Below are 18483 nucleotides of genomic sequence, written 5' to 3'. Positions count from 1 at the left end.
ATTTGAGGTGCAAGCGAAAGATCAGAAGATCGCAGCCTTCGGCAGCTCCTACAGGGTAGTGCGGCGTTTCGCTAAATTCCCTCACCACAAGAGTGCTCGTCACATCGATGTCCTGGCGATACTCTGTCAGGGATATTTCCCACGACTTACTGTGAAACTACCGAATGCAAAACCTGACGGTGTATATCCAGCGCATCCTTGAATTGATGAAGCGCTATCCAGGGGTCATTGCGCTCGGTGGTTTCATCTCCGGGGTCGGCAGTTTCATGCTGGTGGACCGCCAGCAGGGCCTGGCGACCTGGATCGCCATCATGATGCTGGTGAGCTGGCTCTGGCTGATGGTCGAGAACAGCATGACCCGGCTGTTCACGCGGATTTTCAAACGGGAGATCCCCCAGCCGCTGTTGCGCTACGCCACGCAGATGATCCACCAGGAAAGCCTGTTTTTCGTCCTGCCGTTTTTCTTCATCACCACCACCTGGAACAGCAGCCAACTGATTTTCACCGGCCTGCTGAGCATCGCGGCGCTGATTTCGATCACCGATCCGCTGTACTACAAATGGCTTGCACCGCGGCGCTGGGCGTTCCTGGCGTTGCACACGCTGACGCTGTTCGCCGCCCTGCTCACCGCGTTGCCGGTCATCCTGCACCTGACCACCGACCAGAGTTTCAAGCTGGCCCTGGGCATTGCCATGCTGCTGTCGTTTCCCAGCCTGGCCTCGATCTTCCCGATCCGCACCGTACGCAACGCCCTGGCCATTTTGTGTATCACCGTCGGGATTGGCGCCGCCGGCTGGGTGCTGCGCTCCTGGGTGCCGCCAGCGACATTGTGGATGACCAAGGTGGCGATCAGCACCCAACTGGAAGACCGCACCCCCGGAGCCAGCCTCAAGGAAGTCAGCGCCGCCCAGATCCGCGGCAACGGCCTGTACGCCTACACCGCGATCAACGCACCACGTGGGCTCGACGAGCGGATCTATCACGTCTGGCAGTTCAACGGCAAGGAAGTGGATCGTATCGCCCTGGACATCCATGGCGGGCGCAAGGAAGGCTATCGCGCCTGGACGCACAAACAGAATTTCCCGGACGACCCGACAGGCAAATGGCAGGTGCGGGTGCTGACGGAAAATGGCCAGATGATCGGTGTGCTGCGTTTCAACGTGAGCGCCGCTGCACCCGAAGCAAAATAATGGCGATTGTGCTATCAGGTAGCGCTGTTCAAGCCGAACGAGCATGGAACTTATGACCCCCAGCCCCCACATGGGCAGTGCCCGACTCGACACGTCCGGCTCGCCGGCGCAGCTGTGGATCAGCGGCGACTGGACGCTGGCCCATTACCCCCAGCTCAAGCGCCTGGGTGAATCGCTGCGCGGCCAGTACGACGAAAACACCCGGATCGACCTCAACGGCCTCGGTGCCCTCGACACCGCCGGGGCCTCGTTACTGGTGGAACTGCTGGGCTCCGAACGGCTGGGCAAGACCACCGAACACCCGGACTGCAGTTTGCCGGCAGCCGAGCGCGCGTTGTTGCAGACGGTGTACTGCTCGCTGACGGATTTCTGCGTACCGGACAAAGAACCGAAAGTCAGCGTCGTGACCCAGTTGCTGACGCGCATCGGTCGCGCCGTGGAGAAGGTCTGGCAGGACACCCTGCAATTGCTCGGTTTTGTCGGCCTGATCCTGGAAACCCTGGCCCGCGGGCTGTTTCACCCGCGGCGCTGGCGCATTACGCCAATGGTCGTGCACATCGAGCAGACCGGCCTGGACGCGGCGCCCATCGTGGCCTTGCTGACGTTCCTGGTGGGCGCGGTGGTGGCCTTTCTCGGGGCGACGGTGCTGGCGGATTTCGGCGCCAGTATCTTTACCGTGGACCTGGTGGCGTTCTCGTTCCTGCGGGAATTCGGCGTGTTGCTGACGGCGATTCTCATGGCGGGCCGCACCGCCAGCGCGTTCACCGCGCAGATCGGCTCGATGAAGGCCAACGAAGAAATCGACGCGATCCGCACCCTTGGCCTCGACCCCGTCGAGCTGCTGGTGGTGCCGCGGGTGCTGGCCCTGCTGGTGGCGCTGCCCATGCTGACGTTCGTGGCCATGCTCTCGGGCATCATTGGCGGCGGTGTCGTGTGTGCGCTGTCGCTGGGCATCTCCCCGGCCATGTTCCTGTCACTGCTGCAATCGGACATCGGCGTGCAGCACTTCGTGGTGGGGATGGTCAAGGCGCCGATCTTCGCCTTCCTGATCGCTGCCGTGGGCTGCCTGGAAGGCTTCAAGGTCAGCGGCAGCGCCGAATCGGTCGGGGCCCACACCACCTCCAGCGTGGTGCAGTCGATTTTCGTGGTGATTGTGCTGGATGCCGTGGCCGCGCTGTTTTTCATGGAGATGAGCTGGTGAGTCGACCTTCCAGGACGCCCGCCGAGGCGGTGATTCAGGTGCGTGGCCTGTGCAACCGCTTTGGCCGCCAGAGCGTGCATGAAAACCTCGACCTGGACGTCTACAAGGGCGAGATCCTCGCCGTGGTGGGTGGCTCCGGCAGTGGCAAGTCGGTGCTGCTGCGCAGCATCGTCGGCCTGAACCAGCCCAGCGAGGGTTCGGTGCGGGTGTTCGGCCAGGACTTGCCGAGCCTGTCCCAGGAGCAGCGTTCGCGGGTGGAACGGCGCTTTGGCGTGCTGTTCCAGAAAGGCGCGCTGTTTTCGTCCCTGACCGTGACAGAAAACGTCGCCCTGCCCCTGATCGAGCACGCCGGCCTCAGTCGGGCCGATGCCGAACACCTGGCGGCGGTGAAACTCGCCCTGGCCGGGCTGCCGCTCTCGGCCGCGGACAAGTACCCCGCCTCGCTGTCCGGCGGCATGATCAAGCGCGCCGCCCTCGCCCGTGCGCTGGCCCTGGACCCGGACATCCTGTTTCTCGACGAACCCACCGCCGGCCTCGACCCCATCGGCGCGGCGGCGTTCGACCAGTTGATCCTGACGCTGCGCGACGCCCTGGGCCTGAGCGTGTTCCTGGTCACCCATGACCTGGACACCCTCTACACCATCACCGACCGGGTGGCGGTGCTGGCGCAGAAAAAAGTGCTGGTGGCCGATGTCATCGACAAGGTGTCGGAAACCGACGACGCCTGGATTCATGAATACTTTCATGGCCCTCGCGGCCGCGCGGCTTTATCCGCCGCTACACAGTCCAACGAGGTTTGACATGGAAACCCGAGCCCATCATGTGCTGATCGGCCTGTTCACCGTCATTGTGGTGGTCAGCGCCCTGCTGTTCGGCCTCTGGCTGGCCAAGTCCAGCGTGGACAGCGAGTTCAAGGATTACGAAGTGGTGTTCAACGAGGCCGTCAGCGGCTTGTCCAGGGGCAGCTCGGTGGAGTACAGCGGCATCAAGGTCGGCGACGTGGTGAACCTGCGCCTGGACCCGAACGACCCGCGCCGGGTGCTGGCGCGGGTGCGCTTGAGCGGTGAGACCCCGATCAAGCAAGACACCCAGGCCAAGCTGGCGCTGACCGGCATCACCGGCACCTCGATCATCCAGCTCAGCGGCGGCACACCCCAGAGCCCGCCATTGACCGGGCACGACGGCGAACCGCCGGTGATCATCGCCGCGCCCTCGCCGATCGCCCGCCTTTTGAACAACAGCGATGACTTGATGACCAGCATCAACCTGCTGCTGCACAACGCCAATGAGGTGTTTTCCTCGGACAACGTCCAGCGCCTGAGCAGTACCCTCGATCATCTGGAGCAAACCACCGGGGTCATCGCCGATCAGCGTGGCGATATTCGCCAGGCCATGCAGCAATTGGCGGCCGTCGGCAAACAGGCCAGCGCCACGCTGGAGCAGACCACGGCGTTGATGCGCAATGCCAATGGGCTGCTCAACGACCAGGGCAAACAGGCCTTCGGCAGCGCCGGCCAGGCCATGGATTCTCTGGCCCGCAGCACGGCGACTCTCGACAAACTGCTGAACGACAACCGCGATTCGCTGAACAACGGCATGCAGGGCCTCAATGCCCTGGCACCAGCCGTGCGCGAGCTGCGCGAAACCCTGAGTGCCCTGCGCGGTATATCCCGACGCCTGGATGCCAACCCCAGCGGCTATTTGCTGGGCAATGACAAGGACAAGGAATTCACGCCATGAAACCGTTCCATCGATTCGTCTGTCCGGGCCTGGTGCTGGCGGGGTTTATCCTGTTGGCCGGTTGTTCGATCCTGCCCAAGGCCGAGCCTTCGGACATCTATCGCTTGCCCGCCGCCCAGGCAGCGGCCTCCGCCGGCACGCCGGTGAGCTGGTCGTTGCGCCTGGCCAGCCCGCAGGCCAGCGAAGTGCTCAACAGCCCGAAAATCGCGGTCATTCCCCAAGGCAACCTGTTCAGCAGCTACGCCGCCTCGCGCTGGAGCGACCCCGCCCCGGTATTGGTGCGCAACCGCCTGCTCGACGGCTTTGCCCAGGACGGGCGGGTCCGGCTGTTGAGTGTCGCTGACAGCAACCTGCAAGCCGACCTGGAGCTGGGCGGGCAATTGCAGGCGTTCCAGACCGAGTACCAGGGCAACGCCGCCAGCGTGGTGGTTCGCCTGGACGCGTTGCTGGTGCGAGGGTTCGACCAGCGCATCCTGGCCAGCCGCCGTTTCGAAGTGCGCCAGCCATTGAACGACGTGAAGGTGCCAGCGGTGGTGGACGGGTTTGGTCGGGCCAGCGACCGGCTGACCGTAGAGGTGGTGAACTGGACGTTGGAGCAGGGCCAGCGTTTCGCAACGCCGGCCCCCTGAAGGCCTCAGCCAAAGAACCAGTAGCAGACCCCGATCGCCGACAGGACGCCCGCCAGTTCGGCCAACAGCGCGCAACCCACGGCGTGGCGCGCCCGCTGGATGCCCACGGCGCCGAAGTACACCGCCAGCACGTAGAACGTGGTCTCGGTGCTGCCCTGGATAGTCGCCGCCACCAGGGCCGGGAAGCTGTCCACGCCGGAGGTCTTCATGGTCTCGATCAGCATCGCCCGGGCGGCGCTGCCGGAGAACGGCTTGACCATGGCGGTCGGCAAGGCGTCGACGAACCGCGTATCCCAGCCGGCCCATTGCACCAGGTGGCGGATGCCGTCCAGGCCGAAATCCAGCGCCCCAGATGCCCGCAGCACGCCGACGGCGCAGAGCATCGCCACCAGGTACGGCAGCAGGTTCTTGGCAACGTCGAACCCTTCTTTCGCGCCTTCGACGAAGGCCTCGTACACCTTGACCTTGCGCAGCGCGCCCACCACCAGGAACAGGATGATCAGGCCAAACAGGGTCAGGTTGCCGAGGATCGATGACAACCCCGCCAGGGCCGTGGCCGAGAGCGTCGCCAGCAGCGCCATGAAGCCGCCCAGCGCCAGCGCCCCGGGGATCAGGTAGGCCAGCACCACCGGGTCCCAGAGGCGCAGGCGCTGCATGAATGCCACGGACAACAACCCCATCAGGGTCGAGCCGCTGGTGGCGATCAGGATTGGCAGGAACACCAGGGTCGGGTCCGGCGCGCCTTGCTGGGCGCGGTACATAAAGATGGTCACCGGCAGCAGCGTCAGCGACGAGGCGTTGAGCACCAGGAACAGAATCTGCGCATTGCTGGCGATGGTCGGGCTGGGGTTGAGGTCTTGCAGGGCACGCATGGCCTTGAGGCCGATGGGGGTGGCCGCGTTGTCCAGCCCCAGGCCGTTGGCGGCGAAGTTGAGGGTGATCAGGCCGATCGCCGGATGGCCGGCCGGCACTTCCGGCATCAAGCGCAAGAACAGCGGGCCGAGGGCCTTGGCCAGCCAGTCGACGATGCCGGCCTTTTCGGCGATGCGCAGGAAGCCCAGCCAGAGGGTCAGGGTGCCGAACAGCAGGACCATGACCTCCACCGACAGCTTGGCCATGGCGAAAATGCTTTCCACCATGGCCGCGAAGATCCCGGCGTTGCCACCGATCAGCCACTGCGCCAGCGCCGACACGGCTGCCACGATAAAGAAGCCAAGCCACAGGCCATTGAGCATCGGTCAAATCCCCCGGAAGATGCGGCGAATGATAGCGGGGCTGGCAGAAACGACAAACCCCGGATTTCTCCGGGGTTCGCTTGGCGCTGCGCAGGGACTACCAAAAGTCCTATGGCAGAAAATCCTGTGGGAGCCAGGGTTGTTCAGAATCTCTGCGCCTGACAAAAGTTCCTGTGGGAGCGAGCTTGCTCGCGATTGCGTCGGATCAGTCAGCATGGATGTTGGCTGACACTCCGCAATCGCGAGCAAGCTCGGCTCCCACATTGGTCGGGGTTGTTCAGGCACTTGGCTGCTGGCCCAAACTCCCACAATGGATCTCAATGGCTGGAAGGTTCTCCCGCCGGCAGCGGCTCCTTGCTGCGCCAGTGCGGCAGGGAGTTCCAGTAGCGCTGGCCCTTGGCATCGTCGTACATGCCTTCCCAACGGGCGATGACCAGCACGGCCAGGGCGTTGCCGATGACGTTCAGCGCGGTACGGGCCATGTCCATGATGCGGTCGACACCGGCGATGAAGGCCAGGCCTTCCAGGGGAATGCCCACGCTGCCCAGGGTAGCCAGCAACACCACGAACGACACGCCCGGTACGCCGGCGATGCCTTTGGAGGTGACCATCAGGGTCAGCACCAGCAGCAATTGTTGGCTGATGGACAGGTCGATACCGTACAACTGGGCGATGAAAATCGCCGCGATGCTCTGGTACAGGGTCGAGCCGTCGAGGTTGAACGAATAACCGGTGGGCACCACGAAGCTGCAGATGGCTTTCGGAGCGCCGTAGGCTTCCATCTTCTCGATCACCCGCGGCAGTACGGTTTCGGAGCTGGCGGTGGAGTAGGCCAGCACCAGCTCATCCTTGAAGATGCGCATCAGCTTGAGCACCGAGAAGCCGAACAGACGGGCGATCAGGCCCAGCACCACGAAGGCGAAGAAGGCGATGGCGACGTAAACCAGGATCACCAGTTTCGCCAGCGGCAGCAGGGATGCGAAGCCGAAGTTGGCGACCGTCACCGCGATCAGGGCGAACACACCGATTGGCGCATATTGCATGATCATGTGTGTGACCTTGAACATGCTTTCCGACACGCCCTGGAACATCTTCACCAGCGGTTCGCGCAGGTCCGATTGCAGGCTGGACAGGCCCAGGCCGAATAGTACGGAGAAGAAGATGATCGGCAGCATCTCGCCACGGGCGACCGCTGCGAAGATGTTCGACGGGATCAGGTTGAGAATGGTCTCGATGAACGCATGCTCATGCTGGACTTCAGCGGCGGTGGCCTGGTACTTGGAAATATCCACCGTGCCCAGGGTGCTCATGTCGATGCCGCTGCCCGGCTGGAAGAAATTGGCCAGCAGCAGGCCGACGACGATGGCGATGGTGGTGACGATTTCAAAATAGAGAATGGTCTTGAGGCCGATACGCCCGAGTTTCTTCGCGTCACCGACCCCGGCAATGCCGACGATCAGCGAGGAAATCACGATCGGGATCACGATCATCTTGATCAGACGGATAAAGATGTCGCCCGCCGGTTGCAGCACATTGCTGATCCACCAGGCCTTTTCGGCACTGAAATGGTTGAGCAGCGCGCCCAATGCAATCCCGAGCACCAGACCGATGAGGATCTGCCAGGCGAGGCTTAGTCGTGCCTTCTTCATATCGTTACCCTTACTTCAGTTGGACTCGGGCAGTGGCGCGAACGGCTCGTCGCTGACGAAAAGACATTTGCGCCACCGCCCCCGTATAAGGTCACCCCGAGCGCATGAGCGGCTTACTGGCAGGCGAAAAAAGGCGCAACTATTGCGATGCCAGGGGGGCTCGTCTAATGCCGTAAACGCCTACCCTATGCCGAATCGGCATGAGAATTTCCAAACGAAACCCGCATTACGAGCGGTTCGAATGCGACATTCTTGCTGGCATAAGTGCCGTGAACCGGCCATTTCAGCGTAGCCGGGCTTTTTCTTCCAGGCGTGAGGAGTCGATGAAACGGCAACGGATCGAGACGCGACCCAGGAGTGAAATCGTCTCGGTATTCTCCGATATACGGTCAGGGAAAGGGCAATAAATTGGCCGAAGGAGACAAAATGCCGCATCGCGGCCTGCTTGCGACGCCAGCATCGAGCAACCGCTCTGGGCATGCATGGTGTGAGACGAAGCTCTACGCAAGTTCGCCAAGCCGTGAGGGCTTTGCGAACTTGCGTCGCAGCTTTTACCTGACCCGGCCCTTTCGCAGGCACCCCTTGTGCCCGTAGGTCACTCCGACGCCCATCCGCCAGAACGTCCCAGCCCCTTGGTCATGCACGGGCCCTCCTCGGGCTGTGCAACAGGGAAAAGCAAGGCTGCTTTTCCCATTTTCAAAATCATTTCAAAATCAGTACCAGTTCGGGTCTTTCTTGAGTTGTTCCATTAACAGTTTTTGCATACCTTCATCGGGATCACCGAGAAAACGGTAGTCGGCATGACGGGTCGGCGACTTGTCGGCCGGCAGTCCGGCGGGGACTTCCACCAACATGGCGTAGGCCTCGTCCTTGTCGAAACTGAAGGCGACGATCAGCCGCTTGCTGCGACACGTGGCCTGGGTTTCGCACAGCGGCCCCACCAGGTACTTGTCGCCGTCCTCCTCGACAGCATTCATCTGTTCCGAATCGCCTGACAGGTTCATCACCCATTCGGGCAGGCGTTCTTCTTTTTTGACGACATGCTGCCAAGTCTCGCGGTATTGCGGGTCCGCCTCCAGCAACTGGTTGGCGCGCATTTGTCCGTCATTGGCAGCCATTGCCACGGCACTGCCGCCCAGCAACAGGGCGGCGGCCAGTCCTTTGAATGAAACGCTCATGGTCAGCCTCGGCCACGACGGCCAAAGAAGAAGGAAGCGATGAACATCACCAGGAACACGACAAAGAGAATCTTGGCGATACCCGTGGCGGTGCCTGCGATACCACCGAAGCCCAATACGGCGGCGATGATGGCAATGATCAGGAAAGTAATTGCCCAGCTCAACATGGTGATTCTCCTTACGCTTTTCTATTTAGTGAGGGTCTCGCGGTGATGGTTCCGGCACAGTGGACGACCGGTACATCGAGTTAAAACACCCAACGCTCTTCACGCGGCATATCGGTCACTGGCTGAGCCTGATCGACATCCATCATGCGCATGGAAGCGGAGGCTTCTGCGACGCTGACGGCGGTGAAATGGGTTTGTGGGGCACGGTAAATGGACACCTGTGGCGCTTCTGGCTGTTGACGTTCATGCCAGAGCAACCATTGCTGGCCAATCACGAGCGTGACCAGCAAGGCCAGTGCAGCCCATAAGCCCTGCTGGACGTTCAAGGAAGAGAGTCGAAACTGCACGGCACATTGACGATTCATCCTGAAATTCCTCCCCACCCGGGTGTGGTGATCTGGTTGAGGCGCTCTCACGCCACGTTGACCAAAGCATTGCAGTCGGCGTGCCAGGATTTTTTAAGAGTTAAATCCCTTTAAAATCAATTAGTTAATAAATGATTGAGAGACATGGGGAACGCATCCTGCACGATGGCCCACGCGCACGTCGTGCGTATTGCACGAATGGGAAGGAAAAGGCGTAAGGTTGTTTTGGAATTTCCTGTCAGACGCAGCCGTCGGAATCAGCGATGCGAACCGTCCGACCCTTACGAACAAGAAAAAAAGGAACTCAAATCAGTCTTTTAGGAGTCACACGTCCACAGAGGCAGGTTCGATGGGTAATATCCCCTCAGAATCGACCATGCAACTTGCCCGATTTTTCTGACACTAACCAACATCATTCATTAAAGGAGCGTAGGAAAATGGAATCCGCCACTGAGCACCAAGGCCGCATTCTGCTGGTAGACGATGAGTCCGCCATCCTGCGTACGTTCCGTTACTGCCTGGAAGACGAAGGCTATACCGTCGCCACCGCTAACAGCGCCGCCCAGGCCGACACACTGCTGCAACGCCAGGTGTTTGACCTGTGTTTTCTCGACCTGCGCCTGGGGGAGGACAACGGCCTGGATGTACTGGCACAAATGCGCATCCAGGCGCCCTGGATGCGGGTCGTCATCGTCACCGCCCACTCGGCCGTCGACACCGCAGTCGATGCGATCCAGGCCGGGGCCGCCGACTATCTGGTCAAGCCTTGCAGCCCGGATCAACTGCGACTGGCCACCGCCAAGCAATTGGAAGTGCGCCAGCTGTCGGCAAGGCTCGAAGCCCTGGAAGGGGAAGTACGCAAACCCAAGGACGGTCTCGATTCCCATAGCCCGGCGATGAAGGTCGTCCTGGAGACCGCCCGCCAGGTCGCCAGCACCGACGCCAATATCCTGATCCTCGGCGAATCCGGTACCGGTAAAGGTGAACTGGCCCGGGCGATCCATGGCTGGAGCAAGCGGGCGAAAAAGTCCTGCGTCACCATCAATTGCCCGTCGCTGACCGCCGAATTGATGGAAAGCGAATTGTTCGGCCACAGCCGTGGGGCCTTCACCGGCGCCAGCGAAAGTACCCTGGGACGGGTCAACCAGGCCGACGGCGGTACGCTGTTTCTCGACGAGATCGGCGATTTTCCCCTGACGTTGCAGCCCAAGTTATTGCGCTTCATCCAGGACAAGGAATATGAGCGGGTAGGGGACCCGGTCACTCGCCGCGCCGACGTGCGGATTCTCGCCGCCACCAACCTCAACCTCGAGGACATGGTGCGCGACGGGCGCTTTCGCGAAGACCTGCTGTATCGCCTGAACGTCATCACCCTGCATCTGCCACCGTTGCGTGAGCGCGCCGAAGATATCCTGACCCTGGCCGACCGCTTCCTGGCCCGTTTCGTCAAGGAATACGCACGCCCGGCCCGGGGCTTCAGCGACGAGGCTCGCGAAGCGCTGCTAGGCTACCGATGGCCCGGCAACATTCGCGAATTGCGCAACGTGGTCGAGCGCGCCAGCATCATCTGCCCGCAGGAAAAAGTCGAAATCAGTCACCTGGGCATGGCCGAGCAGCCAGTCAACAATGCCCCGCGCATCGGTGCCGCACTGAGCCTCGACGAGTTGGAAAAGGCCCACATCGGGGCAGTACTGGCCACGGCTGACACGCTCGATCAGGCGGCCAAGACCTTGGGTATCGATGCCTCCACGCTGTATCGCAAACGCAAGCAGTACAACCTGTGAGCGACACCTTATGAAACTTGCGATGAAGCTGCGTACACGGCTGTTCCTCAGTATTTCGGCCCTGATCACCGTGGCATTGCTGGGATTGGTGCTTGGCTTGGTCAGCGTCATGCAAATGGCCAATACCCAGGAACAATCGGTACGCGACAACTTCATCCTGTTGGACCTGGGTCTCAAGCTGCGCCAGACCCTCGGCGATCAGTTGATCATCATGCTCGACGACAACCCCGACCTGGCCGCTCTGGAGGCATCCGAGCGGCAATACCTGGCGTTGATCGACCAAGGGATCGCCCACGAAAGAAAGCTGGACAACACGGCCACCAGCTTCAGCAGGGCCAAGGCCGACTACGTTGAATTTCTCGAGGCCTTCACCGCGTCTCGCCAGCAACCGAGACAGCTCACGGGCATCAAGGACCTCACCGAAAAATTCAACGTGCTGCGCAATGGACTGATCGAAGGTTATCGCCAGGCCCTGACCAAGATCGGTGAAACCCAGGACCGCGCGCGCGAACGCGCCTTGTGGATTTCCGGGTTGCTGGGGCTGGTGGGGTTTGCGGTCCTGGTCATCGGTTTTATCACGGCCCATGGCCTTGCCCGGCGTTTCGGCGCACCGATCGAGGCGCTGGCCGCAGCGGCGGATGACATCGGCCAGGGCAATTTCGAGGTCACGCTGCCCGTTTCTTCCGCCGCCGAGTTGAATTTGCTGACCCGTCGTTTCGGGGTCATGGCCCAGGCACTGCGCGAACATCAGGCCACCAATGTCGATGAACTGCTCGCCGGCCAGCAGCGTTTGCAAGCGGTGCTCGACAGTATCGACGACGGCTTGCTGATGATCGATCGCCAAGGCCAGCTGGAGCACCTCAACCCGGTGGCCCAGCGTCAATTGGGCTGGGATGAGGCGCGCCTGGGCCAAGGGCTCGGCGAGGCGCTGGGACGCCTGGAGCTGGATGAAGAATTGCACCTGGTGCTGCGCGGCGGAACCCTGGAGCGAGCGCCGGAAGACCTGACCATCGAGGTCGATGGCGAGTCGCGGGTGCTGACCTACAGCCTCACGCCGGTCAGCCACACCCAGGGCCACATCCTCGGCGCGGTCATGGTGCTGCATGACGTCACCGAACAGCGCGCCTTCGAACGGGTGCGCAGCGAGTTCGTCCTGCGTGCCTCCCATGAGCTGCGCACGCCAGTGACGGGCATGCACATGGCCTTCGGCCTGCTGCAGGAGCGCCTGCACTTCCCGCCGGAGTCCCGCGAGGCCGACCTGCTCAACACCGTCACGGAAGAAATGCAGCGCCTGATGCAACTGATCAACGACCTGCTGAATTTCTCTCGCTACCAGAACGGCCTGCAAAAGCTGACCCTGGCGCCTTGTTCCATCGACGACCTGTTGGAAGAGGCCCGGCTGCGGTTCGCCGAGCAGGCCCAAGCCAAGGGTATCGAGCTGCTGGTGGCGATCCAGGGCCCATTGCCGCGGCTGCATGCCGACGCTGCGCAACTGGACCGGGTGCTCGATAACCTGATCGACAACGCCATGCGCCACACCGGCGAAGACGGCCAGATACGCCTGCAGGCCCGACGCCACGGCGAGCGGGTGATCATCAGTGTCGAAGACAACGGTGAAGGCATTGCCTACGGCCAACAGGGAAGGATCTTCGAGCCTTTCGTCCAGGTCGGACGCAAGAAGGGTGGCGCCGGCCTCGGTCTGGCCCTGTGCAAGGAGATCGTCCAGCTCCACGGCGGACGCATGGGCGTTTATTCAAGGCCGGGGCAGGGCACGCAGTTCTACATGGCGCTGACGGTCTGAGCGCAAGGCCTGGGGAACCTAGGCTTCATCATCAAGGCGACGCCCACGCAGGCGTCGGCCACGGGTAATCAATTCGATGAGCTGGACCGCGCTGAGGGCATGGGCGAACAGCCAGCCCTGGCCGAACCTCACCCCTTCGCTGCTCAAATAAGAGGCCTGGGCTTCATGCTCGATGCCTTCGGCGATCACCTTGAGCCGCAGCGCGTGGGCCATGCGGATGATGTGCGGAGCCACGCCGCTGCTGGCGGCATCGTGACCCAAGGCGTCGATGAAGGCCTTGTCGATCTTCAGGCAGTCCACCGGCAGGGTTTGCAGGTAGGCCAGGCTGCAATAACCGGTGCCAAAATCGTCGATCAGCACCTGATGCCCAACGTCGCGCAGCGATTGCAGGTTATCCCGGGCAACCAACACATCGATCAGCCCACGCTCGGTCACTTCGAAGGCAATCTGGTGCGCCGAGACCCGATGCAACGCCAGCAGGCGAGCTATCACTTCGCCAATACGCGGCACCATCACATCGCAGGCCGCCAGGTTCACCGAGATATACAGCTGCGGATTGGCCCGCAGCAACTGGCCCAATTGATCGAACAGCCGCTGCAGCACGAAATCGGTGATCTGGCGGATCTGCCCGGTGTTTTCGGCCATCGGGATAAACAAGTCCGGGCTGGTCAGGGTGCCGTCCGGTCGTCGCCAGCGCAGCAAGGCTTCGGCACCGACGCAGTTACGGCTGTCCAGGTCGAAAATCGGCTGGTACAGCACCTGCAATTCACCGCGCCGGATGGCCCCGTGCAGTTCGGCGTCCATGGACTGGCGATGGCGCGCCAGCAGAAACACCTGGAAACCAATCCCCAGGCCCAGCACCAGGCTGATGGGCAACATCCACCAGGCATAGGCCGGCACCTTGAAACCGTTGCGCTGGGCGATCAGCACCAATTGATATTCCGGGCTGTCGGTGGGCATCCGATAAATCAGCTGGGTCTGCGTCACCTGCAAGGCATTCTGGCTTTTCGGTGGCCAAGGCTTTGTGGGCGGCCAGTATTGTTGGGTGCCCAACACGGGAATCGCCCGCGTGCCGTGATCCAGGACCACCAGCAGGCTGCTGCCCGGTGGCAGGTCGACCACGTCGGCCAAATGCCCCCGGGAGGTGGCGACTCGGAAATTGCCACGGCCCAGCATCAACGCAGCGCGGTCTTCGTTGGGTTCGGTGGTGGTATTGAGCCAATAGCTGTAGGTCGGGCCTCGAAGATCGGGCGGACGGGCCACCGACAACCCGCTTTGGCGCGGACGATTGGAGCAGACGCCGCTGCCATCGATGTACACCGCCTCATAAACGAAACGGTAATTGAAGCTGACTTCTCGCAAGGTCGCGATCATGTCATCGTCGCAGCCGCGCAACGGCTGGTTTTGCAGGTCGTCGAGGCTTTCACGCAATTGCCCGAAAAGCTGTTCCAGCCGTTGCAGAAAGCGCTCGCCCTGGGCATTCATCTGGTCGCTTTCCCGCTGCTGGATCTGCTCCACGACCACGAACAGACTGCCCGTCAGCAGTAGGAGCGTACTCAGGGCAGCCGCCATCATCGCCAGGAACAAGGGGCGATGGAGCCAGCTCTGTAAGGTTTCGCGCGCAGCCGTCATCATGGGTAATCCGAAAGTTACCAATGAGTTATAGCTTCTGATTTGAATTTGGCCCGATTCGTCGGACGGGCGTCATTATTTTGTCTGGTTGAGTACCTGCAGAATCGCCGCGCTTTGCGGGTCCGGCATGCCATCGAAGCGAGTCGGCCGATAGTGCATCTGAAAAGCGGCCATCACGTGGTGGGTGGCTACGTCCCATTCGCCGGTCTGGGGCGTCGGGTAGCCCAGACGGGCCAGCTCGGCCTGGAACCAACTGGCAGGGGGTAGCTGCGTGGCGAAGAAAACCTGCTGGCGTGCGACGGCCTGTTCATCCGGCCAAACCCCCAGGCCCGCTTGCGCCAGACGCTTCCAGGGGAACAGCGGCCCCGGATCGAGCTTGCGCAGGGGCGCGATGTCGCTGTGGCCGATGATGCTGCGCGGGCTGATCCCGTTGCGCTGGATGATGTCCTTGAGCAAGACGGTCAAGGCCTGGACCTGAGCTTCGCTGTAGGGATACCAGAGACGCCCGGTGGGCGTGTCGACGAAACCCGGATTGACGATTTCGATGCCGATGGAACTGGAATTGAGCCAGGTCCGGCCTTCCCATTCACTTTCCCCGGCGTGCCAGGCGCGCCGGCTTTCATCCACCAGCTTGTAGATCGTCGCGTCTTTATCGTCGCCAATCAGGTAATGGGCACTGACTTCGCCATGGGTCAGCAGGGCCAGCGAACGCTCCAGGGACGCCGAGGTGTAATGCACCACCACGAATTGAATGCGGTTGTCATGGTTGACGGAGGGGTGACTGGTGTCGAACCGAGGGCCGCTGGTGCAGCCGGCCAGGATAAATAAAGAAACAATGAGCGAGAAAAATTTCATGGCGGAAGGCATTACGCGCTGGAAGTAATGCAACAGTGTAACGTATCGCCCCGCGATGATCCGGTACGTGGGACGATATTAAACAAATTGGAACAATTAGCCCTCAGCCCAGCTCCACGCGGTTGCGTCCGGCATTTTTGGCCCGGTACAGCGCCTGATCGGCTCTTTTAAGCACCGAATCGCTGTGTTCGCCCGGCTTGAAGGCCGTCATGCCCACCGAGACCGTCACCGTCACCGGTTCGCCCTTGAAATGAAACGGGCAGGCTTCGATGGCCAGGCGCAGCGCCTCGGCCAGCTTGGCGCCAGCCGCCAGGGGGGTATCCGGCACCAGCAGGACAAACTCCTCGCCACCAAAACGCGCAATGAAATCGCCGCCACGCAGGCGTTTGCGCAGGACCGAGGCGATCAGTTTCAACACCCGGTCCCCGGCCAGATGGCCGTAGTTGTCATTGATGCGCTTGAAATGATCGAGATCGAGCATGGCCAGCAGCAAGCTGTTGCCGTGCTGCTGCCACTGGACGACTTCATGCTCCAGACGCTCGGACCAGGCGGCGCGGTTGGGCAACCCGGTGAGCGGATCGACCAGCGCTTTCTGCCGCTGTTCCTCAAGATTTTCCCGCACGACCTGGGCGTCCTGCTCCATCAGCGCGACGCGATCGGCCAGGCTTTTCAGGCGCGTCGAGACTTCCTGCTCGCGTTGATCACGTTGCCGGCGGTGCTGGTCCATTGTCCCGAGCAAGCCTTCGAGGTGATTCTCAAGCACCTGCTTGAGGCCTTCCAAGTCATCGGCTTGTTGCACGCTGCTTTGCAGGCCGTCCACCTGTTCGCGAATCTGGGTGTCCATTTCCCGGGAGGCCGAAAGGTTGTCGGCATGGTCTTCACTGGCGGCCTGCAGGCTGCTCTGGAAGGACTCGAGACGATCGTTGAGGCGTTGCAGGTACGCTTCGAACTCATGCTGGCCGGTGTCGGTGATGGCCAGCATCAATACCGCCAGATCATCGAGGATCGGTAGCAGTTCATACCAGTTCAAGCCATTTCGCAACCGCTCACGCATGGCTTCGGCTTGTGGCCGATGACGCTCGGGCAAGGTCAGGTCGCCCAACAGGCCCAGCAAAGTGTCTTCGATGTGCTTGGCGACCGAGCTGTAGGACGGTTCAGGCGAGTCGGGCAGGGCGTATTGGGCGTCAGCCACATCGGCGGCGGTCAAGGGCGCGGGCGCGTCAGGCTCGGCTTCTGCTGGAGGTGCCGAGGGGGCGGAGAGGGCCTGTGGCGCCTCCTCGGGCATCAGCTCGTCGGGATTTTCCAGGGTGGGTGCCGCTACCGGGAGCTCGTCGGCGACGACCAGCGCGGGCAAGGGGACTGGCTCGGCGGCTTCGTCCGGCTCGTCGATCGGCTGAGCCTCTTCGGCTGCTGGTGCCAGGGCGGGCGCCGGCGCGGGTTCGGCCTGCGGCGTAACCTGGCCGACCGGTTCGGGCGTTACCTCCAGCGTGGGTGCTTGCTCCGCTACCGACGGTGCTGGTGCTGGTGCTGGTGCTGGTGCGACGGATGCTGTGTGAACTGCCGGCTCAACGACTAGCGGCAGGGACGTGTCTGCCGCGGGCGCCACGCTGGCCTGGGCAGGCTCGTGAGGCTGGGGCGGCGCGTCCTCATGGCCTTGGCCACCAAACAGCCGTTGCAGCAATCCAGGGCGGCTCGGTTCGACAGGGGCGTCCAGAACCCTCAGGGCCTTGCCTTGCAAACCGCTCAATTCGCTGAGCAGCAGCGGAATCTCCCGGGCCTGGCCGACCCGCTCTTCCAACTGCTTGGAAAATTTCTTCAGGGGCCGGCTGACTTCCTTCGGCAGCGGCAGGCTTTGCAACTGGGCCACCAGGGCCGTCAATGCGGTGCTCATCTGCTCGATGCGGGTTTCGCGGCGCTGCTCGGAATCGAGTACGGCTTTTTCCAGGCGCGGCAGCAGGGCGGCGAGGCCGGCGTCCATGTCATCGGTGCGCACCACCTCGCGCATCTCTTTCATGCATTGGTCGACGACCCGATCAGTGCCCTCGGCGGCCAGTGTGCTGCGCACCAGGCCACGACGCAGCAAGTCGAGCCGAGCATCCCAACGGCGTTCGAGCTTTTCCTGCTGCTCGATGCTCTTGAAGTATTTCTCTCTCCAGCGTTCGGCTTCGTCGCTCATTCATCGGATCCGCGAGGGGCAGTACTCAGCGCGGGGAATGCATCGACCGTGAGCGAACCCGGCAAACGAATTTCTACCGCGACCGGCAGGTGATCGGAAATGGGTTGGGCCAACACCTCGACGCGTTCGAGGGTCAGGGTCGGGCTCAACAGGATGTGGTCCAGGCAACGCTGGGGACGCCAGCTGGGGAATGTCGCCTCCAGTTGGGGTGCGAGCAGACCGAGATCGCGCAGGGGCGAGGTCTGCAGCAGGTCGTTGGCGTGGGTGTTCATGTCACCCATCAGTATCTGGTGCTTGTAGCCGCCGATCAGCTCGCGAATGTACGCCAGCTGCATCGTCCGGGTACGCGCCCCGAGCGCCAGGTGCATCATGACCACGATCAGCGCTTCCGGACCTTCGCCGAAACGCGCGAGAATCGCCCCGCGTCCCTTGGGGCCCGGCAGCGGATGGTCCTCGATCGCCCAGGGACGCAAACGACTCAACACGCCATTGCTGTGCTGGCCGAGACGTCCGAGGTTGCGATTGAGTTGTTGGTACCAGTAGGGGAAGGCACCCAATTGGGCCAGGTGTTCCACCTGATTGACATAGCCTGACCGCAGGCTCCCGCCGTCGGCCTCTTGCAGGGCTACCAGGTCGAAGTCCTTGAGCAGGTCGCCGATTTTCTGCAAGTTGCCGGCACGCCCGGTGTGCGGCAGCAAGTGTTGCCAGCCGCGGGTCAGGTAATGCCGGTAGCGTTCGGTGCTGATGCCCACCTGGATATTGAAGCTGAGCAGCCGCAAGCGGCTGTCGCCAGGCAGGCCCGTGGACGTGACATGGTGCTCGTTGACCCGTGGTTCATGCAGGCCAACGATGCGTTCGCTACTCCAGCGGGCCATGGGCGT

At 62.1% G+C, this 18483-nt stretch carries 16 protein-coding genes; 7 read left to right on the top strand and 9 right to left on the bottom strand.

Annotation, left to right across the window (positions count from 1 at the left end; genetic code table 11):
- The first annotated feature begins 164 nt into the window (after positions 1-164).
- From BLU85_RS15050 to BLU85_RS15030, 5 genes are read left to right on the top strand one after another with little or no spacing between them, the layout of a single operon-like run.
- Positions 165-1190 (top strand): DUF5924 family protein, encoded by a 1026-nt coding sequence (locus BLU85_RS15050; RefSeq protein ID WP_092200071.1) that lies wholly within the window; start codon positions 165-167, stop codon positions 1188-1190.
- A 52-nt stretch (positions 1191-1242) separates the two neighbouring features.
- Positions 1243-2391: an ABC transporter permease gene (locus tag BLU85_RS15045; RefSeq protein WP_092200074.1), complete on the top strand. Its 1149-nt coding sequence runs from the start codon at positions 1243-1245 to the stop codon at positions 2389-2391.
- Entirely contained in the window at positions 2388-3191 is an 804-nt protein-coding gene (locus BLU85_RS15040) for an ABC transporter ATP-binding protein (RefSeq protein WP_060739868.1), read from the top strand. Before BLU85_RS15045 ends, BLU85_RS15040 begins: the two co-directional genes overlap by 4 nt.
- 1 nt (position 3192) lies before the next feature.
- Positions 3193-4131 (top strand): MlaD family protein, encoded by a 939-nt coding sequence (locus tag BLU85_RS15035; RefSeq protein ID WP_092200077.1) that lies wholly within the window; start codon positions 3193-3195, stop codon positions 4129-4131.
- Positions 4128-4760, top strand: a complete 633-nt coding sequence (locus BLU85_RS15030) for an ABC-type transport auxiliary lipoprotein family protein (RefSeq protein ID WP_092200079.1) — start codon at positions 4128-4130, stop codon at positions 4758-4760. Before BLU85_RS15035 ends, BLU85_RS15030 begins: the two co-directional genes overlap by 4 nt.
- A gap of 5 nt (positions 4761-4765) precedes the next feature.
- On the opposite strand, the gene BLU85_RS15025 is transcribed toward BLU85_RS15030, so the two are convergent.
- The 5 genes from BLU85_RS15025 to BLU85_RS15005 form a co-directional block, all read right to left on the bottom strand.
- Positions 4766-5995 carry a nucleoside recognition domain-containing protein gene (locus BLU85_RS15025; protein WP_092167832.1) on the bottom strand — a complete coding sequence of 410 codons (1230 nt, stop codon included), beginning with the start codon at positions 5993-5995 and terminating at the stop codon, positions 4766-4768.
- Between the two features lie 317 nt (positions 5996-6312).
- A complete protein-coding gene (gene gltP / locus BLU85_RS15020; RefSeq protein WP_060739872.1) occupies positions 6313-7644 on the bottom strand; it encodes a glutamate/aspartate:proton symporter GltP in 1332 nt (443 codons plus the stop codon).
- Positions 7645-8357: 713 nt separating this feature from the next.
- Positions 8358-8822 (bottom strand): inhibitor of vertebrate lysozyme family protein, encoded by a 465-nt coding sequence (locus tag BLU85_RS15015; protein ID WP_092200082.1) that lies wholly within the window; start codon positions 8820-8822, stop codon positions 8358-8360.
- A 2-nt stretch (positions 8823-8824) separates the two neighbouring features.
- Entirely contained in the window at positions 8825-8989 is a 165-nt protein-coding gene (locus BLU85_RS15010) for a DUF1328 domain-containing protein (RefSeq protein WP_003177151.1), read from the bottom strand.
- An 80-nt stretch (positions 8990-9069) separates the two neighbouring features.
- Positions 9070-9354, bottom strand: a complete 285-nt coding sequence (locus BLU85_RS15005) for a hypothetical protein (RefSeq protein WP_092200085.1) — start codon at positions 9352-9354, stop codon at positions 9070-9072.
- A gap of 437 nt (positions 9355-9791) precedes the next feature.
- On the opposite strand from BLU85_RS15005, the gene algB reads away from it, so the two are divergent.
- Together algB and BLU85_RS14995 are read left to right on the top strand one after the other, a co-directional pair.
- Positions 9792-11138 carry a sigma-54-dependent response regulator transcription factor AlgB gene (gene algB, locus BLU85_RS15000; RefSeq protein ID WP_053126909.1) on the top strand — a complete coding sequence of 449 codons (1347 nt, stop codon included), beginning with the start codon at positions 9792-9794 and terminating at the stop codon, positions 11136-11138.
- Between the two features lie 10 nt (positions 11139-11148).
- Positions 11149-12939 (top strand): ATP-binding protein, encoded by a 1791-nt coding sequence (locus BLU85_RS14995; protein WP_092200088.1) that lies wholly within the window; start codon positions 11149-11151, stop codon positions 12937-12939.
- 18 nt (positions 12940-12957) lie between these two features.
- Here the strand turns inward: BLU85_RS14995 and BLU85_RS14990 are convergent, their stop codons facing one another.
- From BLU85_RS14990 to BLU85_RS14975, 4 genes are all read right to left on the bottom strand, one after another.
- Positions 12958-14571: an EAL domain-containing protein gene (locus tag BLU85_RS14990; protein ID WP_092200539.1), complete on the bottom strand. Its 1614-nt coding sequence runs from the start codon at positions 14569-14571 to the stop codon at positions 12958-12960.
- A gap of 75 nt (positions 14572-14646) precedes the next feature.
- A complete protein-coding gene (locus BLU85_RS14985; protein WP_092200091.1) occupies positions 14647-15426 on the bottom strand; it encodes an N-acetylmuramoyl-L-alanine amidase in 780 nt (259 codons plus the stop codon).
- Between the two features lie 103 nt (positions 15427-15529).
- Positions 15530-17602: a diguanylate cyclase gene (locus BLU85_RS14980; RefSeq protein ID WP_092200094.1), complete on the bottom strand. Its 2073-nt coding sequence runs from the start codon at positions 17600-17602 to the stop codon at positions 15530-15532.
- Positions 17599-18477 (bottom strand): endonuclease/exonuclease/phosphatase family protein, encoded by an 879-nt coding sequence (locus tag BLU85_RS14975; RefSeq protein WP_092200097.1) that lies wholly within the window; start codon positions 18475-18477, stop codon positions 17599-17601. Before BLU85_RS14975 ends, BLU85_RS14980 begins: the two co-directional genes overlap by 4 nt.
- Between the last annotated feature and the right edge of the window lie 6 nt (positions 18478-18483).

This window comes from Pseudomonas sp. NFACC14 (assembly GCF_900106885.1).
Classification (GTDB): Bacteria; Pseudomonadota; Gammaproteobacteria; order Pseudomonadales; family Pseudomonadaceae; genus Aquipseudomonas; species Aquipseudomonas fluorescens_AA.
The sequence above is the reverse complement of the archived record's forward strand: the minus strand, read 5'-3'. Positions and strand labels throughout refer to the sequence as shown.